General features: G+C 70.4%; 18 protein-coding genes. 9 read left to right on the top strand and 9 right to left on the bottom strand.

The window, feature by feature from the left end:
• The first annotated feature begins 7 nt into the window (after nt 1-7).
• From ABZU76_RS43960 to ABZU76_RS43950, 3 genes are all read left to right on the top strand, one after another.
• A complete protein-coding gene (locus tag ABZU76_RS43960; protein ID WP_354882027.1) occupies nt 8-397 on the top strand; it encodes a YciI family protein in 390 nt (129 codons plus the stop codon).
• Entirely contained in the window at nt 394-1,614 is a 1,221-nt protein-coding gene (locus tag ABZU76_RS43955; protein WP_354882024.1) for a DUF6596 domain-containing protein, read from the top strand. The genes ABZU76_RS43960 and ABZU76_RS43955 overlap by 4 nt, the downstream gene beginning before the upstream one ends.
• 186 nt (nt 1,615-1,800) lie before the next feature.
• Complete coding sequence (locus ABZU76_RS43950) at nt 1,801-2,442, top strand: DedA family protein (RefSeq protein WP_354882022.1); 642 nt, start codon at nt 1,801-1,803, stop codon at nt 2,440-2,442.
• Here ABZU76_RS43950 and ABZU76_RS43945 read toward each other — a convergent pair.
• Nucleotides 2,439-3,011 (bottom strand): TetR/AcrR family transcriptional regulator, encoded by a 573-nt coding sequence (locus ABZU76_RS43945; RefSeq protein WP_354882019.1) that lies wholly within the window; start codon nt 3,009-3,011, stop codon nt 2,439-2,441. The two genes, ABZU76_RS43950 and ABZU76_RS43945, sit on opposite strands and share 4 nt — an antisense overlap.
• Nucleotides 3,012-3,100: 89 nt before the next feature.
• Between ABZU76_RS43945 and ABZU76_RS43940 the strand changes: the two genes are divergently transcribed.
• On the top strand, nt 3,101-4,261 hold the full coding sequence (locus ABZU76_RS43940; RefSeq protein WP_354882016.1) for an MFS transporter: 1,161 nt from the start codon (nt 3,101-3,103) through the stop codon (nt 4,259-4,261).
• On the opposite strand, the gene ABZU76_RS43935 is transcribed toward ABZU76_RS43940, so the two are convergent.
• Nucleotides 4,244-5,152, bottom strand: a complete 909-nt coding sequence (locus ABZU76_RS43935; protein ID WP_354882013.1) for an EamA family transporter — start codon at nt 5,150-5,152, stop codon at nt 4,244-4,246. The two genes, ABZU76_RS43940 and ABZU76_RS43935, sit on opposite strands and share 18 nt — an antisense overlap.
• Before the next feature lie 187 nt (nt 5,153-5,339).
• Here ABZU76_RS43935 and ABZU76_RS43930 point away from each other — a divergent pair, with 187 nt between their 5' ends.
• Nucleotides 5,340-6,245 (top strand): LysR family transcriptional regulator, encoded by a 906-nt coding sequence (locus tag ABZU76_RS43930; protein WP_354882010.1) that lies wholly within the window; start codon nt 5,340-5,342, stop codon nt 6,243-6,245.
• Here ABZU76_RS43930 and ABZU76_RS43925 read toward each other — a convergent pair.
• Nucleotides 6,242-6,790: a DedA family protein gene (locus tag ABZU76_RS43925; RefSeq protein ID WP_354882007.1), complete on the bottom strand. Its 549-nt coding sequence runs from the start codon at nt 6,788-6,790 to the stop codon at nt 6,242-6,244. The two genes, ABZU76_RS43930 and ABZU76_RS43925, sit on opposite strands and share 4 nt — an antisense overlap.
• A gap of 129 nt (nt 6,791-6,919) precedes the next feature.
• Here ABZU76_RS43925 and ABZU76_RS43920 point away from each other — a divergent pair, with 129 nt between their 5' ends.
• Nucleotides 6,920-7,819 carry an SDR family oxidoreductase gene (locus tag ABZU76_RS43920; protein ID WP_354882004.1) on the top strand — a complete coding sequence of 300 codons (900 nt, stop codon included), beginning with the start codon at nt 6,920-6,922 and terminating at the stop codon, nt 7,817-7,819.
• Nucleotides 7,820-8,006: 187 nt separating this feature from the next.
• Here the strand turns inward: ABZU76_RS43920 and ABZU76_RS43915 are convergent, their stop codons facing one another.
• Together ABZU76_RS43915 and leuA are read right to left on the bottom strand one after the other, a co-directional pair.
• Nucleotides 8,007-8,978 carry a YafY family protein gene (locus ABZU76_RS43915; protein ID WP_354882001.1) on the bottom strand — a complete coding sequence of 324 codons (972 nt, stop codon included), beginning with the start codon at nt 8,976-8,978 and terminating at the stop codon, nt 8,007-8,009.
• 10 nt (nt 8,979-8,988) lie between these two features.
• Entirely contained in the window at nt 8,989-10,776 is a 1,788-nt protein-coding gene (gene leuA, locus ABZU76_RS43910; RefSeq protein ID WP_220244912.1) for a 2-isopropylmalate synthase, read from the bottom strand.
• 244 nt (nt 10,777-11,020) lie between these two features.
• Here leuA and ABZU76_RS43905 point away from each other — a divergent pair, with 244 nt between their 5' ends.
• Nucleotides 11,021-11,398, top strand: coding sequence for a hypothetical protein (locus ABZU76_RS43905; RefSeq protein WP_354881998.1), 378 nt, complete (start codon nt 11,021-11,023; stop codon nt 11,396-11,398).
• Nucleotides 11,399-11,480: 82 nt separating this feature from the next.
• On the opposite strand, the gene ABZU76_RS43900 is transcribed toward ABZU76_RS43905, so the two are convergent.
• On the bottom strand, nt 11,481-12,161 hold the full coding sequence (locus tag ABZU76_RS43900) for a hypothetical protein (protein WP_354881996.1): 681 nt from the start codon (nt 12,159-12,161) through the stop codon (nt 11,481-11,483).
• 107 nt (nt 12,162-12,268) lie between these two features.
• Nucleotides 12,269-12,877, bottom strand: a complete 609-nt coding sequence (locus ABZU76_RS43895) for a nitroreductase family protein (RefSeq protein WP_354881993.1) — start codon at nt 12,875-12,877, stop codon at nt 12,269-12,271.
• A 234-nt stretch (nt 12,878-13,111) separates the two neighbouring features.
• On the opposite strand from ABZU76_RS43895, the gene ABZU76_RS43890 reads away from it, so the two are divergent.
• Both ABZU76_RS43890 and ABZU76_RS43885 read left to right on the top strand, forming a co-directional pair.
• A complete protein-coding gene (locus tag ABZU76_RS43890) occupies nt 13,112-14,377 on the top strand; it encodes an aspartate kinase (RefSeq protein WP_220244908.1) in 1,266 nt (421 codons plus the stop codon).
• Nucleotides 14,377-15,417 carry an aspartate-semialdehyde dehydrogenase gene (locus tag ABZU76_RS43885; RefSeq protein WP_220244907.1) on the top strand — a complete coding sequence of 347 codons (1,041 nt, stop codon included), beginning with the start codon at nt 14,377-14,379 and terminating at the stop codon, nt 15,415-15,417. The genes ABZU76_RS43890 and ABZU76_RS43885 overlap by 1 nt, the downstream gene beginning before the upstream one ends.
• Before the next feature lie 49 nt (nt 15,418-15,466).
• Here the strand turns inward: ABZU76_RS43885 and ABZU76_RS43880 are convergent, their stop codons facing one another.
• Both ABZU76_RS43880 and ABZU76_RS43875 read right to left on the bottom strand, forming a co-directional pair.
• Complete coding sequence (locus ABZU76_RS43880) at nt 15,467-16,690, bottom strand: hypothetical protein (protein WP_354881989.1); 1,224 nt, start codon at nt 16,688-16,690, stop codon at nt 15,467-15,469.
• A 66-nt stretch (nt 16,691-16,756) separates the two neighbouring features.
• Nucleotides 16,757-17,893, bottom strand: a complete 1,137-nt coding sequence (locus ABZU76_RS43875) for a DUF4034 domain-containing protein (RefSeq protein ID WP_354881987.1) — start codon at nt 17,891-17,893, stop codon at nt 16,757-16,759.
• Nucleotides 17,894-17,901 lie beyond the last annotated feature (8 nt).

The following is a 17,901-nucleotide window of genomic DNA, read 5'->3' as shown; positions in this document are numbered from 1 at the left end:
GCACCCGATGAAGTACTTGGTCCTGATCTACGGCAACCCGGCTTCGCGCGCGGCGTGGGCGGGGATGAGTGACGAGCAGAAGGCCGCGGGCCTGCGCGCGTACGTCGAGTTCAACGACGACCTCGATGGCTCCGGCGAGCGCATCGTGTCCGAACGGCTGGCCGCGCCCGAGCTCACGAAGCAGGTCATCGTGCGCGACGACGAGGTGAGCACCACCGACGGCCCGTTCGCGGAGATCAAGGAGCAGCTCGCCGGCTTCTACCTGCTGGAATGCGACTCCGAGGAGCGCGCGCTGGAGATCGCGGCGCGGATCCCGGAGGCGCCGTACGCGACGATCGAGGTCCGGCCCGTGATGGGCCTGACCGGCGACGTGGACTTCGACCTGGCGGACCTGTGATCGAGGGCCTCCTGCGCGAGCTGGCGCCGCAGGTCCTCACCGCGCTCGTGCGCCGCTACGGCGGGTTCGACACGTGCGAGGACGCCGTGCAGGAGGCCCTCCTCGCCGCCGCGGTGCAGTGGCCGCGCGACGGCGTGCCGGACAACCCCAAGGCGTGGCTCATCACCACGGCTTCACGGCGGCGGATCGAGCTGTGGCGCAGTGATTCCGCCCGGCAACGGCGTGAGGAGACGGTGGCCGCGCTGGCGCCACCCGACCCGGATCCAGCGCCCGCCGTGGACGACACGCTCACGTTGCTGCTGCTTTGCTGCCACCCGGCGTTGACGCGGCCTTCGCAGGTCGCGCTGACGTTGCGCGCGGTCGGCGGCCTGACGACGGCCGAGATCGCGCGGGCGTTCCTCGTGCCGGAGCCGACGATCGGCCAGCGCATCAGCCGCGCGAAGCAGAAGGTGAAGGGCACGTTGTTCAGCCTGCCGCCGGCGGACGAGCGGCCCGCTCGCGTCGCCGCCGTGCTGCAGGTGCTGTACCTGGTGTTCACGGAGGGGCACACGGCCAGCGCGGGCTCGGCCGTCGACCGCGTGGAGCTCACGGCCGAGGCCATCCGGCTCACACGGCAGCTGCACGCCGAGCTCCCGGACGATGGTGAGGTGACCGGCTTGCTCGCGTTGATGCTGCTCACCGGCGCGCGCCGGGCCGCTCGCCTGGGGCCCGGCGGCACGATGGTCCCCCTCGCGGAGCAGGACCGTTCGCGGTGGGACGCCTACGCCATCGCCGAGGGCACGGCGCTGATCACCCACGCGCTCGCGACCGCGCCGGTCGGTCCGTACCAGCTGCAGGCCGCGATCGCCGCCGTCCACGGCGAGGCGGTTTCGGCCGAGGACACCGACTGGCCCCAGATCCTGCTGCTCTACGACCTGCTGCGCCAGGTCGCGCCGGGACCGATGGTGACGCTCAACCGGCTCGTGGCGCTCGCGATGGTCGAAGGCCCGACCGTCGCGCTGGCCGAGCTCGACGCCGCCGAACCGCCGGACCACTACCGTGTCGACGTCGTCCGCGCGCACCTGCTGGAGCTCGCGGGTGATCTCGAAGCCGCCCGGGAGTTCTACGCCGCGGCGGCCCGGCGGACGTTGAGCTTGCCCGAGCGCAGGCACCTCGAAGCGAGAGCTTCGCCCGGTGCCAATCCGACCAAAAGTAGGCGGGCACGCAACCGGACGTAACCGTGAGTGGTAACCATTCCCGCCGTGACTGTGGTCGGATTGGAGTCCGAAAAGTACAGTATGTCCGGAAAACCCTTACTCAAGTCGGACCCGGCCCCCGACTGAAGGGTGACGCCTGCGCACCAGGGCCCCCGGTAGTCTGCGGAGAGCAGGCACAAAACCGGCAAGCCGCAGGGGGTAGGCGCAGTGAACATCGACCACGTGCTGGAGGCGATCCCTCCGCTGTCGGTCTACCTCCTCGTGGGGCTCGTCGTGATGGTCGAGAGCCTCGGGATTCCGCTGCCCGGCGAGATCGTGCTCGTGAGCGCGGCGCTGCTCGCCTCGTCGCACAGTGGCCTCAACCCGCTGTGGATCGGCATCCTGGCCAGCGCGGGTGCCATCATCGGCGACAGCATCGGGTACCTGATCGGCCGCAAGGGCGGGAAACGTCTCTTCGACTGGGCCGGCCGGAAGTTCCCCAAACACTTCGGTCCGCAACACATCGCGAACGCCGAACGGATGTTCCACAAACGCGGTATGTGGGCCGTGTTCTTCGGCCGCTTCGTCGCCGTGCTGCGCATCCTCGCCGGCCCGCTCGCGGGTTCGCTGAACATGCACTACCCGCGCTTCCTCATCGCCAACGCGCTCGGCGGCATCGTCTGGGCCTGCGGCACCACCGCGTTGATCTACTACCTCGGCGTGGTCGCGGACAAGTGGCTCAAGGGCTTCCAGTGGGCCGGCCTCGGCGCGGCGCTGGTGATCGGCGTGGTCGTGACGCTGGTGCTGAAGAAGCGCATGTCGCGCAACCACGAGGTGCAGGCGGAGCAGAAGGACGACGCGGTCGCCTAGTTCGCCGGCGGGGAGATCAGCGTCGACGCGAGCCGCTTCGCCGTGTGGAACGGCCGCGAGGCCTGGGTGACGACCGACGTGACCGCGGCGCCTTCCAGCAACAGCATCAGCTCGTCGGCCACGGTTTCGGCGGGCTCGGGCCTGATGCGGCGGAGCTGCGTCAGCAGGTAGCCGTGCAGCGCGGTCTTGTGGTGGCGGACGACTTCGCGCACCGGGTCGGCCGGATCGGGGAACTCCGAGGTGGCGTTGAGGAAGCCGCAGCCGCGGTAGCCGTCGCGGGAGAGCCAGGCTTCGTAGGCGTCGAACACCGCCAGGACCCGGTCGGCCGGATCGGTGTGCCCGGCCGTGATCCGGTCGATCTCCTCCTGCCACTGCCGGTCCCGCTCGCGCAGGTAGGCGACGACGAGCCGGCTCTTCGAACCGAAGTTGCCGTAGAGCGCGGCCTTCGTCACGCCCGCCTCGGCCGCCACGGTGTCGACGCCCACGGCGTGGATGCCGTCGCGGTAGAACAACGTCGACGCGGCCTTGAGCACCTTGGCTCCCGCGTCGCCGGGCCGGGTCCGGCTCACAACTCCTCCAGACTGTTCGGTCTTATTCTGACCAGTCCAAATAATAGCATCGGTTGACAACAGACAGACCTGTCTGTTTGGTTGCAAGCGTGGTCGGGATCAGCGAGGAGACAACCGCGCGGTGGTGGTCCACCGCCGCGGTCGGCGCCGGCGTGATCGCGCTCTGCTACGGATTCGCGCGCTACGCCTACGGGCTGTTCGTGCCCCGGTTCGGCGAGACGTTCGGGCTCACGAACGTCGGCGTCGGCGTGCTCGGCGGACTGTCCACCGCGGGCTACGGCGTCGGGCTGCTGCTGTCCCTGCGCACGGCCACGCGATCCGCGCGCGCCACCGTGCTGCTTGCCGGCGCGTTGGCGGCAGTGGGGCTCGGGTTCATGGCCGCCGCGCCGAACGTGGCCGTGTTCGGCGCCGGGATCGTCCTCGCGGGCGGGAGCGCGGGCCTGGTCTCGCCCGGCGTCGCGCAGCTGATCGGGGAAACCGTCGGAGTGCGCCACCGGGTCCGGGCGCAGACCTGGGCCAACACCGGGACCGGGCTCGGGCTGGCCGCGTCGGCGTTCACGCCGCTGCTGGCGTTCGGCTGGTCTTCGATCTGGGCCGGCTTCGCCGTGCTCGCCGCGGCGATGACGGTGCTCGCCTGGCGGACGTTGCCGCGCCCGCCCGCGTCCGCCGAGCTTCCGGCGAAGTCCACGCCGGTCCACGGCCTGACGCCGCTCGTGGTCAACTCCGTCCTCATCGGAGCGACGAGCGCGCCGTACTGGACGTTCTCCAGCTCCCGGCTCACCGCGACGGGCCTGAGCCCGGCCGCGGCGACCTGGTGCTGGTTCACGATCGGCGTGGCCGGGCTGCTCGGCGGACTGGCCGGGCCGGCCGCCGAGCGCGTCGGGCTGCGGACCGCCAACCTCGTCACGTGGACGCTGGCGGCGGCCGGCCTCGCGCTGCTCGCTCTGCCACGACCTGGCCTGCCTGGCGCGCTGGTGTCCAGCGCACTGTTCGGCAGCACGTACATGGCCCTGACCGGGCTGTGCATCCTGTGGGCCGCCCGCCTGTTCCCCACGCGTCCGGCTCGCGGGGTCACCTGGTCGTTCGTCGGCCTCGGCGTCGGGCAGACCGCGGCGTCACCCTTGGCCGGGGCGGCGGCGTCCGGAATCGGGCTGCCCGCGGTGTTCGGGCTGGCCGGGCTGGTGGCGCTCGCCGCGTGGAGCCAGCTCGACGCCCGCCTCGCCCCGCCGGCCTCAGGCCCCGGCGGGTAGCAGATCTTCGTCGGGCAGCTCCACGGGCTTGCGGCGAAGACTCCCCAGCAGCACCCCGCCGATGACCACGGCCGCGGCGACGATCTCGAGCACGGTCGGCACCTCGTCGAGCACGAAGTACGACGCCGTGAGCCCGACCACCGGCACGAGCAGCGAGAACGGCGCGACGACGCCGGCGGGGTGGTGCTTCATGAGTGTCGTCCAGATGCCGGAGCCCACGACGGTGCCGAACACGATCACGTAGGCCATGCCCGCGACGCCGATCAGGCCGGTGGTGGTGCCGAGCGTCGTGAGCGAGTGCCAGCCGGCCGTCGGGCCTTCGAAGACGAACGACAGCGCCAGCATCGGCAGCGGCGGCACCACGGACATCCACAGCATGAGGTGCACCGGGTTGTCGGGCGTCGCGCGGCGCACCGCGAGGTTGCCGAACGCCCAGCTCAGCGCGGCCAGCAGCGTCAGGATCACCGGCAGCAGCGCGGCGTGCGAGGACTGCTGCCACGCGATCGCCGTCATGCCGGCGACGGCCAGCAGGATGCCGGTGAGCTGGCGGGCGGACACGCGTTCGCGCAGGAGCACGGCGCCGAGCAGCACGGTGAACGGCGCGGACGCCTGCAGCACCAGCGAGGCCAAGCCCGTCGGCATACCGAGGTCCATGGCGACGAACAGGAACGCGAACTGGCCGGTGCCGAACCCGAGGCCGTAGCCGAGCAGGTAGCGCAGCTTCACCTTGGGCCACGGCACGAACAGGATCGTCGGGATCGCGATCAGCACAAACCGCAGTGCGCCGGCGAACATCGGCGGGAACTGGCCCAGCGCGGCGTGGATGGCGAGGAAGTTGCAGCCCCACAGCACCGCGACGAGCACAGCGAGGAGACGGTCACGTGCGGGCATGTCCTCCACTGTGCAGGCGCGGATCGTGAAGGACCAGCGAGAAAAACTGCACTGACTATGTAGCCCTCCTTCAAATAGTGTTGTTGTTTACCGACCCGACCACAGTCACGGCGGGAATGGTTGCCAGACACGTGACGTCCGGTTGGGTACCCGCCTGCTTTTGGTCGGATCGGTAAAGGTGGACATGGTGGACCTGGGAAGACTCCGGACATTGCGCGAGTTCGCGGACCGCGGCAGCGTGACGGCCGCGGCGAGGGCGCTGCACTGCACCCCTTCGGCGGTGTCGCAGCAGCTGCGCGCGCTTCAGACGGAGGTCGGCCTGCCGCTGACCGAGCCGGACGGCCGCGGTCTGCGGCTCACCGACGCCGGCCGGGCGCTCGTCGGGCGCGCCGACGAGGTGCTCGCCGCGCTGGATCGGGCGGAATCCGAGCTCGACACGTACCGAAGTGCGCCGCGCGGGCGGGTGCGGATCGCGATTTTCCAGTCGGCGGGGCTGATGCTGCTGCCGGGGCTGCTGACGCGCGTCGCGGCGTTCGACGGTCTGGAGGTGGACGTCCGCGACGTCGACATGACGCCTTCGGACGTGCCGGGACTGGTCGCGGACTACGACGTGGTCGTGACGCACCGGGACGAGCACGCCGGCGAGTTCACCTCCGACCGGCTCGAGGTGGTACCGCTGCTGCGGGAGCCACTGGACGTCGCGTTGCCCGCGGGGCACGTGTTGGCGCGGCGGCGCCGGGTGGATCTCGCGGACCTCGCCGACGAACGCTGGATCTCCGTGGACCACGGATTTCCGGTGGACGACGTGCTGCGGTCGCTGACCGTGCGGACGGGGGTGCGGCCGCAGATCGTCCAGCGCATCAACGATTTCCGCATCACCGAGCGGCTCGTCGCGGCGGGGCACGGCATCGCGCTGCTGCCGCGCTACACGATGGACACGCGCCGGGGCAGTGGTCTGGTCGGGCGTCCGCTGGCGGGGATCCGCGCTGCGCGGCTGGTCGAGGTGGTGTGCCGGCGGGGTGCGTTGTCGCGGCCGGCGGTGGCGACGGTGATCGCCCAGCTGCGCGAGGAAGTGGCGGCGTTGACGGGTTAGCTCCGGGCGCCGCGGCGGACGCCGAACGTGATCGCCACGCCCAGCAACGTCGCGACGCCGAAGGAGAGCAGCATGCTGACCACCGGCTCGTCGATGAGCTCGCCGCCGGCGTAACCGAGGAAGGCGACGTACGACGTCCACAGCGTGATGCCGATCGCCGACGCGCTGAAGAACTCGCCCATCGGCCAGCGCAGCGAGCCGGCCAGCAGCGCGCCGACCGTGCCGCCCGAGGGCAGCCAGCGTGCGACGACCAGGATCGGGCGCGGGTGGCGTTGGAGGCGGCCGTCGAGCCAGGCCAGTCCGGCGGCCATCTTGCGGCGCCGGCTGAGACGCATCAGCACGCGCGCGCCGCCGAAGCGGCCCAGTGCGTAGAGGGCCTGGTCGCCCACCAGGCACCCGGCGGTGGCGACGGCGATCACCACGGCCAGCGACGTCCCGCCTTGCGCGGCCGCGATGCCCATGCCGAGGATCGTCACCTCGGTGGGCAGCAGGGGCACCAGCGAGACGACGAACAGCACCACGAGCCCTGCCGTCGTTGCGTTCACACTCCCATTAACCGCTGTGCGCGGGCGGATGAGTCCCGTTCACCGAGTACTCACAGAAAGGCACAGGCGGTACACAGCTTGGGTCAACCATGACAGCGGGTGTCATGGTTAACCGGGACCGTGGTCCGTATGAACCTTTTGGGAAAGATCGCCCTCGTCGCGGGTGGCACGCGCGGTGCCAGCCGAGCGATCGCCGTAGAGCTGGGGCGGGCGGGAGCCTTCGTTTACGTGACCGGCCGTACTTCGGGGTCTGAGCGGTCCGAAGTGGACCGTCCGGAGACGATCGAGGAGACGGTCTCTCTGATCGAGGAGGCGGGTGGCCACGGCGAGGCCATCCGCGTCGACCACCTGGTGCCCTCCGAGGTCGCGGCTCTGGCCTCTCGGCTGGACCACCTGGACATCCTCGTCAACGGCCTCTGGGGCGGCGACCGCCACCTGGAATGGGGCAAGCCCGTCTGGGAACACTCGCTGGACGCGGGCCTGCGCATGATCCGCCTGGCGATCGACGCACACCTCATCACCAGCCACTACCTGCTGCCGCTGATGATCGACCGCCCGGGTGGGCTGGTGGTGGAGCTGACGGACGGCACCGCGTCGTACAACGCGCGGTATCGGGCGGGGACCTCGCTGCCGTTCTACCTGGCGAAGTCCTCGGCCCACCCGCTGGCGATCGGCGAGGCGGCCGAGCTGGCGCCGTTCGGCTGCACGGCCGTCGCGTTCACCCCGGGCTACCTGCGTTCCGAGGCCATGCTGGAGATCTACGGCGTCACGGAAGCCACGTGGCGAGACGCGGTGGCCGAGGTGCCGCACTTCGCCATCTCGGAATCCCCGGCCTATGGCGGCCGGGCGATCGTCGCGCTGGCCGCGGACCCGGACCGCGCTCGCTGGTCGGGCCAAACGGTGAGCAGCGGCCAACTCGCCCAGGCCTACTCGATCGACGACGTGGACGGCAGCCGCCCGGACGCGTGGCGCTACCTGGTGGAGGTGGCGGACGCCGGCAAGCCGGCGGACGTGAGCGGCTACCGCTGAGCGTGGCGGTTGTCCACAGGCGAGTCGAGTTGTGGACAGCTGGGCCTTCAACGGCGCGACCACCGGGTTTTGTCGGGGGTGGCCGATAGAATGGACATGGGCGCGCCCCCCTTGGGAGGGCGGGGGCCTGTCTCCGGGCCGGTGGCCTGTCTCCGGGCCGGTGGGGGCAAACCGGTCGATAAGGCGGTTATTGCGGAGCGTTGCGGGCGGCGAGTTCGGTGCCGATGTCGGCCAGGGCGGCGCGGAGGTCCGGTGGGTCGAGGACTTCGATGCCGGGGCTGAGGGCCACCAGTTGACCGAGGGCGATCTCGCCGCCCTCAAGCGCGAGTTCCGCCGGCGCCCAGCCGTCGGAGTCTGGTTCGGCCAGGGAGAGGACGGTGTCCGCGAGGTGTTCGCCGCCGAAGACGCGGCGGAGTTCGCGGATGGCGAGGCGGTTCAGGCGGGCGCGGACGCGCACTGGGCGGGAGACTTGCTCGAAGGTCGCGGAAGAAGTGCGCCACCAGGTCGGGAGGTCGAAATCGGTGGGGCGGTCGAACTCTTCGGCGAGCTCGTCGGCGTCAAGGATCCGGGAGACGCGATACGTGCGGTAGGCGTTCTCGACCCGCGCCACCAGGTACCAGACCCCCGCCTTCAACACGAGCCCCAACGGCTCCAGCACCCGGTCGGCGACTTTGTCCTTGCGCTGATAGGAAATCGCGAGCCGCCGCTGCGTCCAGACCGCGCGCGAAACCGTGCTCAACGCCGCCGGCTGGTCGGCGCCACCGAACCACCCCGGCGCATCGAGGTGAAACCGCCCGGCCACCAGCGCCGCGTGCTCCCGCAGCTCGGCGGGCATCCCCGCCGAAACCTTCGCCCGCGCGGCACTCCCGGCGGTGTCCAACCCCAGCCCCGCCAACGCTTCCGGCGCGCCCAACGCGAACAGCGCCACGGCTTCCCGCGCGGTCAGCCCGTCGAGCCCCGCCCGCCAACCGTCGACGAGACGGAAGCCGCCGTGCCGGCCCTGCTCCGTCCACAGTGGAACGCCGGCGTCTCGCAAGGCCGCCAGATCGCGGTGCATCGTGCGTTCCGAAACGCCCAGCTCCGCGGCGAGCTCAGAGGCGGTCGCGCTGCGGCGGCGCTGCAGCGTGAACAGCAGCGCGACCAGCCTCTCCGCTTTCACCGCAACGACATCAGCGGTTCGCGCGGTTGACCGCGCTCACCACCGCGCGCAGCGACGACGTCACGATCGACGGGTCGATTCCCACGCCCCAGAACACGCGGTCGGAGATCGCGCACTCGATGTACGACGCGGCGCGCGAGTCGTCGCCCGGGGTCAGGGTGTGTTCGCTGTAGTCCAGGAGCCGCAGGTCGAAGCCGACGGTCGACAGGGCGTCGAAGAATGCCGCGATGGGACCGTTGCCGCGGCCGGTGATGTCGTGCTCGTCGCCCTCGACGGTCACCGTGGCCTCGATGTCGTACTCGCCGCCGCCGTTGTCGGTCACGCGCTGGCGCACCAGCTCCAGCGGGGTGCGCGACTCCAGGTACTCCTTGGAGAACGCGTTCCACATCGTGGCCGGGTCGACCTCGCCGCCCTCCGTGTCGGTGTAGGCCTGGACCACCTTGGAGAACTCGATCTGCAGGCGCCGCGGCAGGTCGAGCTGGTGCTCGGCCTTCATGATGTAGGCGACACCGCCCTTGCCCGACTGCGAGTTCACGCGGATCACGGCCTCGTACGTGCGGCCGACGTCCTTCGGGTCGATCGGCAGGTACGGGACCTCCCACGGGTACTCGTCCACGGGTACGCCGGCCTTGTCGGCGGCGTCCTTCATCGCGTCGAGACCCTTGTTGATCGCGTCCTGGTGGCTGCCGGAGAACGCGGTGAACACCAGGTCACCGCCCCACGGCGTGCGCTCGGCCACGGGCAGCTGGTTGCAGTACTCGACGGTGCGCTTGATCTCGTCGATGTCGGAGAAGTCGATCTGCGGGTCGATGCCCTGGCTGAACAGGTTCATGCCCAGCGCGACGAGGTCGACGTTGCCGGTGCGCTCGCCGTTGCCGAACAGGCAGCCCTCGATGCGGTCGGCGCCCGCCTGGTAGCCCAGCTCGGCGGCGGCGATGCCGGTGCCGCGGTCGTTGTGCGGGTGCAGCGACAGGATCACCGAGTCGCGGCGCTCCAGGTTGCGGCTCATCCACTCGATCGAGTCGGCGTAGACGTTCGGCGTCGCCATCTCGACGGTCGCCGGCAGGTTCAGGATCACCGGCTTCTCCGGCGTCGGCTGCCAGATCTCGGTGACGGCGTTGCAGACTTCGAGCGCGTACGACAGCTCCGTGCCGGTGTAGGACTCCGGCGAGTACTGGAAGCGGAAGTCGGTGTCCGGCTGCTTCGCGGCCAGCTCGACGACCATCTCCGCGGCCTGCGTCGCGATCTTCTTGATGCCCTCGCGCTCCTCACGGAACACCACGCGGCGCTGCAGGATCGACGTCGAGTTGTAGATGTGCACGATCGCGCGCGGCGCGCCCTCGAGCGACTTGAACGTGCGCTCGATCAGCTCCGGACGGCACTGGGTCAGCACCTGGATGCTCACGTCGTCCGGGATCGCGCCCTCGTCGATGATCTCGCGGACGAAGTCGAAGTCGGTCTGCGACGCGGCGGGGAACCCGACCTCGATCTCCTTGTAACCCATGCGTACGAGAAGGTCGAAGAACTTGCGCTTGCGCGCCGGCGACATCGGGTCGATCAGGGCCTGGTTGCCGTCACGCAGGTCCACCGCGCACCACAGCGGCGCGCGCTCGATGCGCTTCTCGGGCCAGGTGCGGTCGGGCAGCTCGATGTTCTCGATCAGCTCGTACCAGGGCTTGTAGCGGTGGACGGGCATCGACGTGCCGCGTTGCGGGTTCCAGCGGGGCTGGTCCGCGGGCGCCGGGCGCGACGGCGTGCGAACGCGGGAAGTGCTCGTGCGGGGGTCGTTCGTGGCCATGGGTGAAGACGTCTCCTGACGAGGTGGGTGCTTACGACCGGCACCACAAAGCCCCGCGACGAGGAGCCGGTCTGGTCAGGCCCCGTCGCGGCAGCGAAGCAGGAGAGCACGCGCCACGAGGTCACCTTAACCACGGAACGCGGCCGTTGTGAAGTCGCCTCCGCGATCGAACTGTTACTTCCGGTGCCCGCCGGGTGTTACCAGCGGGTAGCGGGCGGGGGTGTGACGTGTCAGACTGCCGAGCATGGGCGAGCACGCCGAAGAGGCACCCGACACGGAGACCGAGTCGCGGCCGAAGCGCGCCGAGATCGACTGGCGGCGCACCCGTGAGCAGGCGTTTTCCTTCGTCGCCACGCTCGTGCGGTGGGTCGGGCTGATCTTCGCCGCGATCCTCGTGCTGCACGTGATCTTCACCGTCGGCGAGGCCAATCCGGACAACGGAATCGTCTCGTTCGTCCGAAGCTGGGCCGACTTCCTCTCGATCGGCTTCAAGGACCTCTTCACCCCGAGTGACGCGAAACTCAGGGTGCTGGTCAACTACGGCATCGCGGCGATCTTCTGGCTCGTGGTGTCCGGGATCGTCGCGAAGATCCTCCGTCGCATCGGCGGGATCTCTTCCTGACCGCGGTCACGGGCCGTTCCCGCCGTGGCGCGAACGGCCCGTTCGCACGGACTTAGGACAGCCCGGTTCAGGTCAGCCCGGTTCAGCTCTGCCAGGTGATCGGCTTGCTGCCGTAGTCCGTGCCCGGAGCCTGGTCGCTGTAGTCGCCCTCGTCGTACGACGCGCCGGTCACCGTCGTGCCGGCCTGCGCCACCGCGAGCACGCAGCTTTCGTACGTGGCGCCCTTCGTGGTGAAGTCCTTGCCCGCGTCGCCGCTGTCGCACTTGTCGAACGTGCCGATCACGGACACGCCCTGCGCTTCGGAACCGTCGGGGAGCAGGGCGTTCATCAGCCCGAGCGAGCTGTAGGAGAAGTCCGTGCCGCTCTCGTTCGAGACGGTGACGCGCACGTAGTACGGCGTCATGCCCTTCGCCTTGTCGCCCAGGTCGAGCGGCGCGAGGTCGGCCTCGGTGCCCTTGTCGATCGACTTCACCGTGACACCGATCGAGCCCGTCTTGTCCTCCGACTTGAACGGCACGATCGCCTTGTCGCCCAGCTTCAGCTTGGTGCCCTGTTGAGTGAAACCGCCGGCCGACGACGTGTTCCCCGTGCCGCCCGACGACGCGGAATTGCTCGTCTCGGGAGCGCTCGCGCTGCTGCTGCTCTGGCTCGGCGCGGGGGCGCCGGACGCGGCCGAAGGCGTGCCGCCCGTCTCACCCGCACAGCCGGCCAGCGCCAGCACCGCCGCGGAGACCCCCAGGACCGCCAGCACACGACTACGCATGTCGTTTTCTCCTCATGTCCACCCAGTGTGTGCGGGCTTCGATGCGGTGCCCCGATCAGCGGTTCCCTGATCGAGCGACATTACTTAGCGGTGCGAAGTGAATGCGATCAGTCGTGCCGCGCGTCACCCAGCGCGGGCGTGCCCCATTCACCACTGAACGCGAACTCACTCAGCGGAATCCGCTGCCGCGGCTTCAGCTCCCGCTCGATGCGCCGCTCGTCCTCCAGCACGGCGGCCTCGGCGGCGTGGCCCACCGCGATGGCCACCCGCGGCACGGCGACCTCCGGCAATCCGAACGACGAGCGGACCGCGTCGGGGGAGAAGCCCGCCATCTGGTGCGCGATCAGGCCGAGCTCCACGGCCTGCAACACCAGGTTCTCGCTCGCCAGGCCCAGGCCGTACTCGGCGTAGGGGACCTCGCCCTTCTCGTTGGTGGTCACCATCACGCCGACGAGCAGCACACCCGCGCGGAACGCCCACGCCTGGTTGCCGGTGTTCAACGCGGCCAGGATCCGGGCGAACGTGGGGTCGCCGCGCCGGCCCACGAGGTAGCGCGCGGGCTGGGTGTTGCCGAAGGACGGCGCCCAGCGCGCGGCCTCCAGCAAAGCGGTCAGTTCCTGCGGGGATACCTCGGCGGTCGCGTCGAAGGCGCGGGGGCTCCAGCGCTCGGCGACGGCCTGGCTCACGGGGACGCTCGTCTCGGCGGGTTTGCGCACGTCCCGCACCGTAGTACGGCGGGAGTGCTCTCCATCACTCCGGAGGAAGGGCTTCGAACATTTCGGTGGTGTTAAGGAAGATTTACTTCCGACACACCCTCGATCGGTGTGCGCCGCCACTCGATTGAGTGGCGAGCGCCCTCGGCCCCGGTAGGCTTTCGCCCAAGTGAAGGGACGCGGGGGCTCCTCGGTGCCCACCAGGAGCAGACCCGGCCCGTCAAGGAGGTTCGGGCTGTGGCCCTCGTGGTCCAGAAGTACGGTGGCTCGTCGCTGGAAAGTGCCGACCGGATCAAGCGCGTCGCCGAACGCATCGTCGCCACCAAGAAGGCGGGCAACGACGTCGTGGTGGTGTGCTCGGCGATGGGTGACACCACCGACGAGCTGCTCGACCTGGCGCAGCAGGTGAACCCCGCGCCGCCGGAGCGGGAGATGGACATGCTGCTCACGGCCGGTGAGCGCATCTCGAACGCGCTGGTCGCGATGGCGATTTCCGCGCACGGCGCCGAGGCGTGGTCGTTCACCGGTTCGCAGGCGGGTGTCGTCACGACGTCGGTGCACGGCAACGCGCGCATCATCGACGTGACGCCGAGCCGCGTCACGGAGGCGCTGGAGCAGGGCTACATCGCGCTGGTGGCCGGGTTCCAGGGTGTTTCCCAGGACACCAAGGACATCACGACGCTCGGCCGTGGCGGTTCGGACACCACCGCCGTCGCGCTCGCCGCCGCGCTGGGCGCCGACGTGTGCGAGATCTATTCCGATGTGGACGGTGTGTACTCCGCCGACCCGCGGATCGTGCCGGACGCGCGGAAACTCGACACGATCCCGTACGAGGAGATGCTGGAGCTCGCCGCGAGCGGTTCGAAGATCCTGCACCTGCGTTCGGTCGAGTACGCGCGCCGCTACGGCGTGCCGATCCGAGTCCGCTCTTCCTACAGCGACAAGCCGGGCACCACCGTGACCGGGTCAATCGAGGAGATCCCCGTGGAACAAGCGCTGATCACCGGTGTGGCACACGACCGTTCGGAGGCCAAGATCACGGTCACCGGCGTGCCGGACCACGCCGGGGCGGCCGCCCGGATCTTCCGCGTGATCGCCGACGCGGAGATCGACATCGACATGGTGCTGCAGAACGTGTCCAGCACGATCTCGGGTCGCACCGACATCACGTTCACGCTGTCGAAGGCCAACGGCGCCAAGGCCGTGCAGGAGCTCGAGAAGGTCAAGGGCGAGATCGGCTTCGAGACCGTGCTGTACGACGACCACGTCGGCAAGGTCTCGCTCGTCGGCGCGGGGATGCGCTCGCACCCCGGTGTCACGGCGACGTTCTGCGAGGCGCTCGCGCAGTCGGGCGTCAACATCGAAATCATCAACACCTCGGAGATCCGCATCTCGGTGCTGATCCGCGACGCGCAGCTCGACGACGCCGTGCGCGCGATCCACGAGGCGTTCGAGCTCGGCGGCGACGAAGAAGCCGTCGTGTATGCGGGGAGTGGTCGCTGATGAGCAACGGTCTGCGCGTCGGGGTGGTCGGGGCGACCGGCCAGGTCGGCGGTGTGATGCGGAAGCTGCTGGCGGAGCGCGGTTTCCCGGTGGACGAGATGCGCTACTTCGCGTCGTCCCGGTCAGCGGGAACGAAGCTTCCGTGGCAGGGCGAGGAGATCACGGTCGAGGACACCGCCATCGCGGATCCGTCCGGTTTGGACATCGCCTTGTTCTCCGCGGGCGGCTCGACTTCGCGTGAGCAGTCGCCGCGCTTCTCCGCCGCTGGCGTGACGGTGATCGACAACTCGTCGGCCTTCCGCCGCGACCCGGACGTGCCGCTGGTCGTCAGTGAGGTCAACCCGGAAGCCATCAAGGAGGCGCGCAAGGGGATCATCGCGAACCCCAACTGCACCACCATGGCGGCCATGCCGGTGCTCAAGCCGCTGCACGACGAGGCCGGCTTGCTGCGCTTGATCACGAGCACGTACCAGGCCGTGTCCGGCAGCGGCCTCGCCGGCGTCGACGAGCTGGCCGCCCAGGTCAACGCCGTCGCCTCCCGCGCCGCGGCCCTGACCCACGACGGTTCCGCCGTGGACTTCCCGGCCCCGGCCAAGTACGTGGCGCCCATCGCGTTCAACGTCCTGCCGATGGCCGGCTCCGTCGTCGACGACGGCTCGTTCGAGACGGACGAGGAGCAGAAGCTGCGCAACGAAAGCCGCAAGATCCTGGGCCTGCCGGAGCTGCTCGTGTCCGGCACGTGCGTCCGGGTCCCGGTGTTCTCCGGCCACGCGCTGTCGATCAACGTCGAGTTCGCGCAGCCCATCTCGGTGGAGCGGGCCACGGAACTGCTGTCGGTCGCGCCCGGCGTGCAGCTCTCGGACGTGCCCACGCCGCTGCAGGCCGCGGGCAAGGACCCGAGCTTCGTCGGCCGCATCCGCTCCGATCCCGGTGTGCCGGACGGCCGCGGCCTGGCCCTGTTCGTGGCGACGGACAACCTGCGCAAGGGCGCGGCGTTGAACGCGGTGCAGATCGCGGAGCTGGTGGCGAGCAACCGCTGATTTTCTCGGGTGGCACAGGGCCGTCTACCTCCGGGAAGGCGGCCCTGTGTCATCGGGGCAAGCTCACCTGCCGAACCGGCCGGAAGTCCGGCGACACACCGGAAACCACGAGCAGCATCCGCAGCGGCAACACCTCCGGCGTCAGCGCTGCGGCTTCGTCGAGCGCGGTCGTGATCGCCTCCGCCCCCGGATCGTCCACGACCAGCTCCGGCGGCCAGGGCCACGCCATGCGCCAGCGCACGACTCCGACATCCGCCAGGGCCGCCGTGACGACGAGGGCCAGGCGGTAGCGGACGGAAGCCACGACGTCCGCGACGCCGGGCTCGGCGAGGAACGCGAGTTCACCCGCGGCCAGCCGGTCGAGTGCCGCGCCGAGGGTGAGGCCGCCGAGGACCTCCTCGGCCGAGCGCGTGACCTCGTGCCGCTGGGACAGATCGGCGAGCGTGTCCCAGTCAGCGCGCGGCATGGCGCGCTGCTCCTCGGAGAGCAGCTTCGCGAAGGCGTGGTCGAGCGTCTCGTCGTCGGCGAGCAGCGCGCTGGCCCGAGCCTCGTCGCCGAGGGGGAGCTCGGCGTCGAGCAGCTGCCGGAAGCCCGCCATCGGCCGCGCAGGCAGGAATCCCGCTCGCAGGCCGAGCGCGGCGTAGCGGACCAGGAACAGCTCCCAGAGCTCTTCGATCACCTCGCGTTCCCACCGCACCTCCGCCGAGTCCGGCGCGGCCAGCGCTTGTTCGGCGACGCGCAGGTAGTACCCGGTGAAGGCCCGCACCGCGTGCCGGGCCGGCGCGTTCCACCGCGGCGTGCGGGCCAGGCTGTCGCGCGTGCGAGAGAGGAACCGCACTCCCCACGCGATCGCCGGCCGGAAGCGGACGTCCTCGCCGAGCGCGCGGCGCACCAAAGCGCTCAGCTGCTCCGGGTTCACCGCCGCGAGCAACGGGACGCCGATGACGAGCCGACGGCGCGACGCGAGCCCCACCGCGACGCCGGCGTCGAGCTGGACGGACGTCGGAGCCTCGACGCCGACGTCGTCCGCCGCGGAGTGCACCAGCTCCCACAGCCGCGTCGACGCGGGCGTGAGCCGGATCGTCGGCGTGGGGCCGGCGCGCGAGCACATCGCCGTCACGAGCGTCGCGAGTCCCGGCACCACGACGAGCAAGGCCAGCGACGCGGGGGACATCGCCACGCACAGCACGGCCTCCGCCGCGACGAACCCGCCGACGAGGACGACCACCGCCAGCCAGAACGCGACCAGGAGCCCCACGGCACGCAGCGCCATCCGGACCTCCTCCCCAGCCGAGCTCGGTCCTGTCGGATATCGCTCGTGGCGGGGACAACGTTTCCGTCACTCCACTGTGGACTTCGCCTTTTCGGCGAGGTGACAGGCCAGGTACCGGATCTTGCGGAACTCGACGATCGGCCCCTTCTTGCCGTACGCCCACATGTTGGCGTCCGCGTGCACGCCGAGGTGCCGGAACTGTTCCACGGCCTCTTCGCCGCGCCCGAGCTCCACCAGCGCGCGTGCGGCGTACGCCCGGCTCGTCGCCGTGCCCGGCGCGTCGCGGCCCTCGCCTTCGAGCCAGGGCAGCAGCCGGTCGACGGCCGGCGCGACCAGCGGGTTCCGCCACGCGTCCTCGACCCCGCGGTACTCCGCTTCGTGCGCCGCGGCCAGCGGCAGAACCGCCAGCTTCGGGTGCTTCGCCGCGCCTTCCTCGGCGAACGCCCACATCAGCTCGTGCGACCCGAACCACTTCTCGCACCAGTACTGCAGCGCGGAACTGTGCGCGGGCAGGTTCACCGGGTCGCGGGCGACCAGCTCCTCCCACACCTCGCGGAACGCGTCGTTGTCGTACTGCCGGCCGCGAGCGACGGCCAGCATCGTCACCCACGGCGTCGGGTTTTCGGGCGCCAGCGCCGCCGCCTCACGGGCCGCGGGCACGGCGGACTCGAGGATGGCGAAGAACTTCTGGAACTGCTCGCGGCTCACGTGCTCGGCCCCCAGCCCGCTGCGGACCTGCCAGGCCAGCTGCACGAGACTCTCGGCGTTGACGGCGGCGGCGTCCGCGTCGCGCGGCCGCTCGCTCTGCCAGTGGTCCAGCCCGATCTCGTCGTTCGCCACGACCTCACCGAGGTGGCGGACGAGGACGACGCGCCGGTCCCAGTCGGTACCGATCTCGGAGAGCAGCTGCGCCGCCGGCTGCCAGCCGCCGGTCACGAGCGCCTGCCGGGCCTCGTCGATCTCGCGGTCGGGGATGAAGTCGGCCCTCGTGACGTCGGCGTCCGGCGGCAGGCCGAACAGCGCCACGTCGGGCATCTCGACCTTTGGCGCCTTCTTGTCCGGCGCGACGTATCGCGCCAGGTCCTCACGGCTGAGCGAAGCGGTGAACTCGGCCACGCTCATGCCGCGTTCCCGCGCGGCTTTCGCCAGCGCCAGCGCGGTCTTCCGGCGTCTCGGATTGAACAGCAGGCTTACGAGTCCCATGGGTTTCC

The sequence above is a fragment of the Amycolatopsis sp. NPDC005232 genome (assembly GCF_040607795.1).
Lineage (GTDB): Bacteria > Actinomycetota > Actinomycetes > Mycobacteriales > Pseudonocardiaceae > Amycolatopsis.
The sequence above is the reverse complement of the archived record's forward strand: the minus strand, read 5'-3'. Positions and strand labels throughout refer to the sequence as shown.